Below are 12,105 nucleotides of genomic sequence, written 5' to 3' on the forward strand. Positions count from 1 at the left end.
AACATCAACTACATTCAAAAATCAGCTTTCTTCGTGCTCTTTCGTTTCAAGGGCTGGCACTTAGGGCAAAAATGGGTTCCACGACCTGCTACAACGGTTTTTTCGATCTCATGGCCGCATTTGTGGCAAGGCTCGCCTTTTCGTCCGTACATCTGCAACTGATGCTGGAACATTCCCATCTCTCCCTGACCGTTTACGTAAGACTTTATGGAAGAGCCTCCAACAGCAACCGCATCGTTCAATGTGCTAATAATAGCCTCGTACAACGTGGCCCATTCCTTGCGAGATAACGAACTTGCTTCCCGTTCAGGGTGAATCCCGGCCAGAAACAAGGACTCATCCACATAAATATTCCCTATGCCTACGATATATTCCTGATTCAGTAGGAGGGGCTTGATTTTGGTGGAACGGCCCTCCAATTTACGTTTGAAGGCATCCAGCGTAAACGTCTCATCGAGAGGCTCTAGCCCTAATTTTTTAAGCGGCTGTTCGTCAAGCTCGGTCCCTCTCGGGAACAAATGCATCGTGCCAAACTGACGTACATCCTTATATCTTAATTCGCTTCCATCGGTAAAATGAAACACGACATGCGTATGCAGCTCCAACGGATCATTCTTGTCATATAGACCGTAACGACCTTCCATCCGAAGATGAGAAACAAGGGTGAATTCATCCGTGAGTAAACGCAGAAATTTCCCCCTCCGTTCTACGCCATGAAACGTTTGACCTTGCAGTAGAAGGGCAAACTCATCAGGCTCCTCAGGACGCTGAATAATGCGACGTAAATGGACGCTAACCTGCTCGATCTTTTTACCGATAATTAACTGATTTAAAGTCCGTTTGACCGTTTCAACCTCCGGCAATTCCGGCATGATGTTCACCTCGAAAGCTATTTATAAGCGGGATAAGGAATGCAGTCCAGGATCACTCCGATCATGCTCGATCCCTTGTACATTCCCTGACCCGTTTCATAAAGAACCTATATTATATTACTTTGCTTCGTACCAGTTCAACCCGGTATCTACTTCCACTTTTAGCGGCACAACAAGCTTGAGTGCATTTTCCATCACTTCAGCAACCGTTATTTTCATGGTCTCGATCTCATCCTCAGGAACTTCAAACACCAATTCGTCATGTACTTGAAGCAGCATCTGGCTCTTGAGTCCATCCCGCTTCAGACGTTCATCCATTTGCACCATCGCCAGCTTAATAATATCTGCGGCTGTCCCTTGAATTGGCGTATTCATTGCAGTACGTTCCGCAAAGGAACGCAGATTAAAGTTCGAGGCCGTAATTTCAGGTAAATAGCGGCGGCGCTGCAGCAGTGTCGTCACGTAGCCGTCCTGACGCGCTTTTTTCACAATATCGTCCATGTATTGGCGAACCCCTTGGAATACGGCAAAATACTGCTCGATAAACTGTGCCGCATCTTTACGGGTAATATTCAAGTTTTGAGATAACCCGTAGTCACTGATTCCATATACAATACCAAAATTAACGGCCTTGGCTTGACGACGCATGTTGGAATCTACGGCGTCCTCGGATACTCCGAATACGTCCATCGCTGTTTTGGTGTGAATGTCCATATCCTTAATAAAAGCTTCGATCAGCTTCTCATCTTGTGATATATGAGCAAGCACCCGCAGCTCGATCTGAGAATAGTCGGCTGTCAGTATCGACCAACCTGGCTTGGACGGCACGAACACTTTGCGGATTTTGCGCCCTTCCTCCAAACGGATCGGGATATTCTGCAGATTCGGATATTGACTGCTTAAGCGCCCCGTTGCCGCAATGGTCTGTCTGTAGTAGGTGTGCACCTTCCCCGTATCCGGGCGCACCTCTTTAAGCAGCCCTTCCACATAAGTCGACTGGAGCTTGGCCAGCGTTCTGTAGTGGAGAATATGACCGATAACCGGATGGTAGGGCTCCAGCTTCTCAAGCACCTCGGCATCCGTCGAGTAGCCGGTCTTCGTCTTTTTAATCGTCGGCAGTTGCAGCTTCTCGAACAAAATCTCGCCGAGCTGTTTCGGTGAATTAATATTGAACTCCGTTCCTGCCGCATCATAGATTGATTTCATAATCGTTTCAAGCTGCGCTCCCAGCTCTGAGCCATACTGCTTCAAAGCCTCGATATCTACTTTGATGCCCTTCTCTTCCATCTCGGCCAGCACGCTAGCCAATGGCTGCTCCAGCTCGTAGAACAGCTCATTCATATCGCTTTGTTCCAAATCGCGCTTCATCGGCTCTACCAGGCTGTGAATCGTCATTACCTTTCGGCACAAATGATCGCTCAATAATTCGATGGCTGGAATTTGGAACTTAGCCCCTTTGCCGAATATCTCTTCGTCGGCTTTCAACACAGGCAAGCTGTATTTAGACGACAAGCCACTTAAAGTCAGTGCCGATTCAGTCGGGTCCAGCAAATAAGCGGCAAGCAGGATATCGAATGACGTTCCCTTGAGGTGAATGCCCCGCCACGCCAGTAAAATTTCTGCGCGATGCTGATCATGAATAGCCACAGACTTGTCCGGGGACTCCAACCATGCTTTTAATGAAACCGCTTCTTCCGCTTCCGACACTAGTAGCTCAACGGGTACATAGTAGCACTTCTGCTCCGTGTATAGAGCAATCCCTATCATATCTGCAATATGCGGATTATCTCCTGCGGCCTCTACGTGCAAACAGGTGACTTGGGGAAGCGACTCGACGAGTGCTGCCAGCCCTTGCCGATCCTGTACCGAAACGACGTTAAGCTCAACCTGCGCAGCCTGTGCGCTGTCATCAGAACTCACACTTGAAAAATCCATTTTTTCTAGCAGCGACTTAAATTCCAATTTGCGGAACATGTCCGCCAAGGCTTGTCCCTCATAACCGGCAAAGGCAAGCTCTTCCCACTTCGTGGTTAGCGGAACCTCACGGAAGATTGTGGCCAATTCCTTACTCATTCGTGCGTCGTCCGCATGCTGCTCGACTTTTTCCTTCATTTTGCCTTTTAATTGCTCGGTGTTCGCTAATACACCTTCTACCGTTTCATACTCATGAAGCAGCTTAAGCGCGGTTTTCTCTCCTACGCCGGGGATACCGGGGATATTATCTGAGGCATCGCCCATCAAACCCTTCAAATCTATAATTTGCTTCGGCGTTAAGCCGTATTTTTCTTTTATTTCATTATTATCGTAAAGCTCTACCTCGCTAATTCCCTTTCGCGTCAAAGCGATTGTTACCCGTTCCGATGCAAGCTGCAGCATATCCTTGTCCCCGGTAACAACCATGACGTCAATATCGCCCTTTTCATCAGCAATTCGGGTCAGAGTTCCGATAATGTCGTCCGCTTCATACCCTTCCAGCTCGAATTGGGCCATTCCGAAAGCGCGAATCAAATCACGAAGAAGAGGAAATTGCTCGGACAGCTCCGGTGGCGTTTTTGCTCTTCCGCCTTTATAGTCAGCGTAATCTTTATGTCGAAACGTTACTTTTCCCGCGTCAAAAGCTACAAGAAAGTGAGTCGGTTTTTGCTCTTCCAGCAGCTTCAACAGCATCGTCGTAAATCCGAATACAGCATTGGTATGCAGACCGCTCGAATTGCTTAGTAAAGGTAATGCATAAAATGCGCGATTGGCAATACTGTTGCCGTCAATCAAAATTAATTTCGACATCGTTACACCCCATTTTCCATAACATCACTACTCCATGATAGCATAGGACAACGAGAGAAAAAAAGCTTCAGACTACATTCTCATTCTTAGGGGTGATGTCGGCCTCTTGAGCATAAACATAGAATATAAGGCGATGCTTTTCGCGTAAACGGAGGTAGATTTTTTATGAGCACCTCAAACCGGACCCAAGGCAAAAAAGCCATCTGTTTTGATGTCAATCAAACCTTGATTCATCAAGGGATTCATTTTGAGCAGGCTTTCCGTTCCGTCTGGAACGACTATTACTCCCGCTCGATTCAAGGCGACTTTCCGCAAGCGGAAGAGCTGTGGAACAAGTATCAGAGCTATTGGCAGCAGCATAAGAAGACTCGTACTACACGAGTCCATCTTGATGATTTGCAGCAGCAATGCTTGCAAAACGCGCTCAAAGAGCTCCACGTTCCGGTTCACCAACAATTTTCGAATGATTTCTTCCAGCTGGTTCGCAGATCCAGGCTTGCTGCCAAATCACTGGCGCCCAGAGTAGAAGAAACGCTGCAGGAGCTCGCACCCCGATTCAAGCTGGCCATCATCAGCAATAGTCCCCGCAGCGAAGTTACTCATTTATTGAACCGATTCAAATTAAGTGGATATTTCCCGGAGGAACGAATTTTCACAGCCCAGCATAGCGCAGATAAAAAGCCGAACATCCCTTTGTTCAAAACAGCCATCCGTACGATGGATCTGTCGCCGCGGCAGCTGGTTATGGTAGGTAACTCGTGGAAGCATGATGTGTGTGGAGCTACAAAAGCGGGGTTGGATGCCGTCTGGGTTCAAGCCAACAGCGGCACCTCCAGAAAAATTTCACAGCAAAAGCTCGGTAAACGCAATGTGTACTGTATCCAACAGATGGATCAGCTGCTGGAGCTATTCTGACCCTGAGGATGCACGGTGCTCAAGCCCAAGACACTCACAATGAACAGTGCTTCCGCGATGCCCTTTAGACAGCTTCTTCAATCTGGCCGACGATTGCGATATTTGCTCCAATGTGACCGTGTCAGCAAGCTCGCATACGATTAAAGACAGGGAGATGGTAACACCGTTCGCCTCAATCCGGTTGCCGCCGCGATCCTCCACGTAGCACCAGTCATCCCCTTCATAGAAGAGCCGAACCCCTTGATCGAATCGGCGGATGATTTCCTTGCACAGCCTCTCAGCATCCCATGACGAGGTGATGGCTATAAAGTCGTCACCTCCGACATGGCCTACAAAGTCGAACGGCTTGCCGCACACAACAATAGACTGCTGGATGACGTCCGCTGTGTATTGGATAAGCTGGTCCCCTTTTTGAAACCCGTAACGATCGTTGAACCATTTAAAATAATCCAAATCCGCATAAATGACCGAGAACCGTTTTTTCTCCATCAAGCGTTTATTCAGCTCACGGTGGATTTGAATGTTGCCGGGTAATCCGGTCAAAGGGCTTGCTACCTTGGCACTCTCCATCCGTGCGTTGGTGATGCACTCCAATATCGAGCGGATCGAAGACGCTCCCGCCATTTTCCCTTCGTTCGTAATGATGACCAAATCGTACAAATTATTAATATCCCTTGAAGTTGCGAGCTGGGACACCGTCTCCACCGGCATATGCTGGTCAACGATTAGCGGCTGTGCATCCATGACCTGATCTATAGTTCGATTCCAAAATAATGAAAACCCATACTGTCCCGCCAACTGCTGAAACAGTCTCTCCCGCATCATCAAACCTACAGGCACACCTTTGGAAACAATGACGGCTCCCGGTGCGTTCACATGCTTTTTAAAATAATTGGCTACCTCCGAAATCAACGCCTTGCAATCAAAGGTTCCGATAGGAGCAATCAAATCCCCTATTGACCATGTACTGCCTGCCGTATCATGAATTTTCCGCTGCTGAACGATGTGATTGACCAAATCCGGTGCCAGCTCGGTTCCCTCCAAAGAAGGCCTGCCCAATAAATAACCTTGTCCGTAATGCACCCCCATCCTCGTCAAATATAGCAGTTCATCGAGATGTTCAATGCCTTCTGCAATGATTTCGATGTTCAACTTTTGAGCGAACGAGACGAAGGTTTCGAGGATCGCTTCTTTTGTTTTATGGAACTGCACCCCTTGTACCAAGGAGCGGTCCACCTTAATAAAATCGGGTTGAAGCTCAGCAATCGCCTGCAAGGATGAGTACCCGGCTCCGGCATCATCAATGGCAATGCGGTAGCCTTGATTGCGGTAATGCATCAGCAATTTCTTGGCCATAGAAAAGTCTTCAATTGAGCTGCGCTCGGTAATTTCAAAAACGATGCGGTCCGGGTTCATCCCCTGCGCTTCCAGCAGCTCAAGAGTTCTTCCTGGTACAAACTGCGGGTCGTGAAGGATCGCCGCAGATATATTAATGAACAGCAGCTCTTTGCCTGAAGCAAAGAAGGCTCCTTGAATCGCTTTCTCCCTTGCCAGCCTATCCAGAGGGTACAGCTGCCCAGCCTCATCCGCATAGGTAAACAGAGGGAGCGGAGAATGGAGCGGATGATTGTGAGGACCCCGAGTCAAGGCTTCATAGCCTAATAGACTGCCGTTTTTTAAGGATATAATCGGTTGGTATACGGAATGAATCATCTTATGCCGCAGGATCTCCTGAATTTCGTTCTCTAAATATGTCTTATCCTCTTGTACGATCGAATTTCTATGGATAGCGGTCATATTAAATTCATCCCCTCATTGTGCTATATGTACAGATTCCACTCTATCATAGGATTTTTATCCCAGTGTAAAAGTCCTATGCTTCTTTTGTAAATGGTATGTAAATCTTCATTTCGCTATAAAAAAGCCTCTTACAGCATCAACGTTTATCACGTGATACCGCAAGAGGCACTCCAGAACTAATTCATAAATTCAGCATATTGCAGAAGGCGCTTCATCATGACAGCAGCTTCAGCACGGCTAGCGTTTTGTCCAGGAACGAAGGTATGCTCCGTCATTCCATTAATGATACCTGCGTTAACCGCCTGGGCTACCGCGTCTTTTGCCCATCCGCTGATCGTATTGGAATCCGTGAAGGAAGCCAACACTTTGGAGTCAGCAGCTGCTTTTCTCCCAGCTGCGGTAATCGCTCTTGCTACCATAACCGCCATTTGCTCGCGAGTTATGTTGGCCTCTGGTTTGAACGTGCCATCTTCATATCCATCTACAAGTCCTGCATTGGATGCGGCACCTACAACTCCGGCATACCAGTCATTCGCCTTAACATCGCTGAATTTGGAGCTGCTGTTCTCCGATAGACCTAAGGAACGAATGAGAATAGCTGCAAACTCTGCACGCGTAATGCGATTGTCGGGAGCAAATCCGATATCCGTCATTCCTTTAACAACAAGCTTGGATGCTAACAGCTCTACATCGTCTTTAGCCCAATGACCTTTAAGATCTGCAAATGTTTTGGACGATTCAACAATGGCGTACACACTGTTGCCAGGACGTTTGATCGTTGCTTGTGTCGAGCCGTTCGATGTCGAGAAGGTAGCCGGCACGAAGCTTATTTCTCCATTGCTAGGATTGAACAGCACTGCCGTTGTCTTCTTCACATCGACAGCTTTGCCAATGCTCATCGTTCTCGATACATACGTCAGACCGAAATCATTGATAGAAACCGACTTGCCGTTTGCTTCGGCAGTCACTTTATAATCCACACCGCCGGACAGAAGCGTTAAGCCCTGCTCCTTCGCTTTGTCCTTCAGCTTCGTTAAAGTAGCGTCGTTTACTTTTTCCATTGTGACCGTGATTTTCAAGTCTTTTAAAGACACACCAAGTGATTTGGCTAGACCTGCAAAATCAATTGCTTTTACAGGCAAATCATAAGTCGTGTCGCCATACTTCACAGATACGATCAGCGCTGGCGTTTTGGCCAGAGCATCCGACAATGGCTGAGCCGGCAATTGGAAGGAAGCCGTTGCCGCATCACTGCCCTTCGCTTCAATTATAATTCTTGAAGATGCTGCTCCGCTAAGCGCTTCAATAGCTTTAGTAATAGCGCCTGCATCCAATGTTACTTTGGCAATTGATCTGCCATCGGAAGCTTTCTCATTGACTGGATCGACGCTAATGACTTGGGACCCATCTTTGTTCGGTTGAACGGTCGGTGTACCGGTAGAAGAACCGCCACCGCTGCCGCTGCTTCCTCTATTACCGCTTGGTGAATATGGTCTTGCCGACGCTTCGTTAGAGCTGGCGCTCTCTCCTCCAGCGTTAGAAGCCGTTACCACGTAATAGTAAGTTGGTCCGTTCGTTAGATTGGTGTCTAAGTAACTGTTGGTTGCGAGATTGGAGGCTACGGTCGTGTAAGCTCCGCCGGAAGTTAGGCTGCGCTTCACTGTGTAATATGTCGCTCCGGCTACCGTGTTCCATGATAGTGCCACTTGCGTGTTTCTTGCTTCTGCTTTTAGTGCTGTCGGCGCTGCCGGAGGTTGCACCACGTTGCTTCCGTTTGGCGTAACGCTTGCCTCGTTTGAGTTGGCGCTTTCGCCTGCGATATTATTTGCTGTTACTACATAGTAGTAAGTCGTTCCGTTCGCCAAACCTTTTTCTGTATATTTTGTATCTATAATATTGGTTGCTACCTGTTCATAAGAGCCACCTGGTGTTGTGCTGCGTTTTAAACTGTAAGTTGTTGCTTCTTTTACGGTGTCCCAACTCAAGATTACCTGTTCATCTCCAGCGGTTGCTGTCAGGTTGCTTGGTGCTGCTGGAGCAGGTTTAATGTTCTTCACTGCATCATTACCTAAACGATCCTCTAATTGCTTAAGATACAAACTTGGCGGGTTTACATGACTGCCCATATGATCCCAATATGCGTCTTTTCTTGGACGAGAGTCGTACTCATTCGGTACAAGTGGCGTTCCCTTCGTACCTACGTGGCCAATCGCATAGTTTTGTGCCGTCGGAGGCTGTTGGGAAGTCAGGATGCCTTCCGTATTCCACGTAACATAGTTAGCGCCTGCCCAAGTATGTCCACTTCCTAACCAAGCCCGGTCACGGATAACAATGTGACCTTTTACTTGGTCAAACAATCCCCCAGTGGACCAACGGTGGTGCGGTTCACTGGAATTGTAATTTTTTTGAGATTCGCTGTCATGGATAACGTTAGGACCCGGAATCCGGCTATCAAATACAAATGCATGACGCTCCGATTCGGAATAAGAACGTTGAACCAAATTCAACTGTCCGATAAAGTAGTACGCGTATCGTGTACCGCCGGTAATAGTACTAACAAAATCCGTTACTTTGCTGTCCTGGACAGTAATGAATTTGGAATTCCCATTGATTTTAACCAAAGAAATAGCCAAATGCTTACCGGTTACATTCTTAACCCAACCGTTTTTCAAACCGTTCAAAACGACAGCATATTCAATATGGTTATCGTCTGCATAGTATGGATCCGTTGTATCATTATCCATTACAGTACTAATGATAGAAGGATCGAAGGCAGAATCGAAGTACATATTTTCCACACCGACATTTTCAATACGTTTTGTATCTGTATACTTCATGATCTGACCGCCGCCCCAACGGAGCTCGATCGAATTGGCGATAGGGGCGTCTACCGTGATGATGTTGTTCTCCACGTCTACATTCTTAACGATTCGGTCAAAGTCCATGTTAAAAGGAGACATTTGGCTTGTCGTACCTGGCAGGGCATCCGGTCTATCCGGCCGATCATAAATTTTATCCATACCCGTCTCATGAATCCAACTTTGATTCCCTACCCGGCGAACTACGACTGTGTCGTCTACTTTAAAGTTACTTGCATTCGTTACTTTGAATGAACGTGCTCCTGCAGGAACATAAAGATCTGTAATATTCACTGCTGTGCTCGTATCAACCTGCATTCCTCCGCCATTCCCAACGGTAATCAGAGTTGGATCATCATTTGGGGATCGAACACCGGACCCGAACAATACCGTTCCGTCTTTCTCATCTTGTCCTTCGCCGCGAAGCACCACTCCGCTAGCTTTGAGGTAAAGCTGCCCTTGAATGTCATAGAAGCCTCTTTTCAAGAGAACTGCGCCTCGAATTTTTGTCTTCTCATCCATTTCCATGGCTGACACCTTATCGATGGCATCTTGAATTAATTTCGTCGCGTCACCTTCGATAGGAGAAACTTCAATTTTAACCGGAACTTCAGGGAGCTTCTCTCCGCCTCCCATGTAACCTACATTAGAAAAGTCCAAAACCCGATTGCCTTTATAGTCTGGAACGTAAATTAGCTTGTTGTCAGCACTTAGGTAGACAATACTGCTTTGATCCGTTTGCAAGGAACCTGGATCCATGACCGTAAAGAAGAACGTATCGTAAACCGTTCCTGCGCTAGCCGTGTTAATAGTCAAGCGGATTTCGTATTGACCATATTTTGTTATGTTTCCATCAATACCAATGTTTTGTTTAACCCCTGCTTTAAAATCGTTTGCATTAATTGGAGCCGTTTCTTGGGCGATGCCGTTCTCCAAGCGTACAAGATCCCCGCTTATCGTTGCGTCCACATAAGGATTCACTTCTACAGCTGGATATACATTTCCAATATTTACCAGAGCCGGTTGGCCGATATCTACCGTCATGGTTGGATGCGTTAACTGCAAGTCTGCAACCAAAGGCTTCATATCCTTATTTGGATTTGTGACTTCTACCCAGATACTTGTATAAACCGTTTTTTCACTCAAGGAAGCCGAAGCCGTTAGAAGTACGACACCTTCATCAACTGCTTTGATAGTTCCTTTATCATCAATCGTGGCTACTTTCGTATTCTTGGATTGAAAAGCTACCGTTGCCTTGGAAAGATCGTTCGTCTCGTCTTTCCTGGTCAGAGTGCCTTTCAAATCGAGAGACTTCGTTTCATCTTTTTTCAAATAGATGGTATCGTTTAATTGATATGTAGTGCTTGCATCATAGAAATTAATATTTTTCAAAATGTCCATCAAGGATCCATACAGCTCAAATTCAGCAACTGAACTTCCTTCGGATTGATGAATTAACTGCAGCCTTACGAACTGTGCTTCCGTCTTCGGGAATACCGGCGCTTCATTGGCTGAAATCGCCCCTGTTTTCGTATATACGTTCTTCCATACGGTTCCGTCTTCCGAAGCTTGTATCGTATAGCTTGTTAGCTTCTCCGGGTTTGTAAACGTAATAATAGAACGATTATAGGAATAAACATCCCCTGTATCTACCTGAAGCCAAGATTTATGGTCATCATTGATATCGGTTGGGGACGGAGTCCATGCCGTACTCGATCCATCGACTGCAGCTGCAGCGTTACCGGAACTGGCACTTGCAGACTTATTTTTAACGATATTGCTCTGAAGTGCAGGGTCATAAACCTCAAGCTTGATGCTCGTCCCCTTAAGCACACCGCCTACAATAGCTTCAGCCGTTATTGTCGTTTTGCCATCCTTTAACGTCTTCACTTTACCATTAGCGTCGATTTCTGCAACAGAGGGATCAGAACTGGTAAAATAGTTCGTCGCACTTGTAAGGACAGCATTGTTACCGTTGTCCAGCTTTCCATTTAATATGAATGATATTGAAGCTTTATAAACAACCGAGACTACTTCATCCTGAAGATAAACATGGTTAGTAGCGTCTGACAAAGTGACACTGCTCAGATGTTCTTTAGGTGGCACTGCTGCCGGATTGTTGTAAACTTCAATTTCATTCAAATAAAACTTTTTCGTTTTTAGATCTAGTTGTACTTTTACATATTGGGCAGTAACGGGATCAAAATCTGTTGTCTCCTGCTTAGGAAGAGTTCCTCTCCTTACGTAAACGTCAGACCAGACCGTAGCGTCATTAGAATATTGAATACGGTATTCGTTAACGTCTGATGTTGTCTCCCAAAATAATTTGACTTCATTAAATGTTGTCGGACTTCCTAAATCAATATAAGCATATGGCTGCAACACCTTACTATTGGAGGTCCAACCTTTGCTTGTTTTCCCATCAGTGAGCGTGCTTACCAAAGGATTGGAACTGCTTGCCTCACTATTTGTCGTCGCTTTCTTGCCAAGAGCCAAATTCTCCAACGCCGCGGCTTGTACACCATTAGGCTGTACCAGCAAACCAGTTGGCAGTAACAAAGAAAATATAAGTAGAGCAATAACTCCAAGCTTGAAGCGGCCTATCATTTCCTTCAAATCCAACACCCCTTATCAACATATTGTAAACGCTGTCAACAACTCATTATAGTTTCTAGTGGGCTGGATTTGATTATGCTTTTTTATGTGGGCATACGCTGTTTTATTGTGTTATTTTCTTGTGTTTTTTTACGGCTATGTCTACTTTGGGGTCACATGGTATTGGACCTAGGAGCAATTCATACATATTTTGCACCCGTTTGAATTTAATAAACATTTTAGTATAATATGTATATATTATTGGTGAGGAGGAACTACAA

General features: G+C 46.2%; 5 protein-coding genes. 1 reads left to right on the forward strand and 4 read right to left on the reverse strand.

Going from position 1 to position 12,105, the window contains the following annotated elements:
* Positions 1 to 14: 14 nt before the first annotated feature.
* Together mutM and polA are read right to left on the reverse strand one after the other, a co-directional pair.
* Complete coding sequence (gene mutM / locus BP97_RS0104660; RefSeq protein ID WP_028548052.1) at positions 15 to 872, reverse strand: DNA-formamidopyrimidine glycosylase; 858 nt, start codon at positions 870 to 872, stop codon at positions 15 to 17.
* 117 nt (positions 873 to 989) lie between these two features.
* Complete coding sequence (polA, locus tag BP97_RS0104665; RefSeq protein ID WP_028548053.1) at positions 990 to 3,656, reverse strand: DNA polymerase I; 2,667 nt, start codon at positions 3,654 to 3,656, stop codon at positions 990 to 992.
* Between the two features lie 165 nt (positions 3,657 to 3,821).
* On the opposite strand from polA, the gene BP97_RS0104670 reads away from it, so the two are divergent.
* On the forward strand, positions 3,822 to 4,571 hold the full coding sequence (locus BP97_RS0104670; protein WP_028548054.1) for an HAD family hydrolase: 750 nt from the start codon (positions 3,822 to 3,824) through the stop codon (positions 4,569 to 4,571).
* On the opposite strand, the gene BP97_RS35290 is transcribed toward BP97_RS0104670, so the two are convergent.
* Both BP97_RS35290 and BP97_RS38665 read right to left on the reverse strand, forming a co-directional pair.
* The gene (locus BP97_RS35290) at positions 4,563 to 6,368 is read right to left on the reverse strand and encodes a bifunctional diguanylate cyclase/phosphodiesterase (protein ID WP_051620363.1); all 1,806 of its coding nucleotides are present in this window, start codon (positions 6,366 to 6,368) and stop codon (positions 4,563 to 4,565) included. The two genes, BP97_RS0104670 and BP97_RS35290, sit on opposite strands and share 9 nt — an antisense overlap.
* Before the next feature lie 179 nt (positions 6,369 to 6,547).
* Complete coding sequence (locus BP97_RS38665) at positions 6,548 to 11,836, reverse strand: S-layer homology domain-containing protein (protein ID WP_231506218.1); 5,289 nt, start codon at positions 11,834 to 11,836, stop codon at positions 6,548 to 6,550.
* Positions 11,837 to 12,105 lie beyond the last annotated feature (269 nt).

The sequence above is a fragment of the Paenibacillus sp. UNC451MF genome (genome assembly GCF_000686845.1).
GTDB lineage: Bacteria > Bacillota > Bacilli > Paenibacillales > NBRC-103111 > Paenibacillus_S.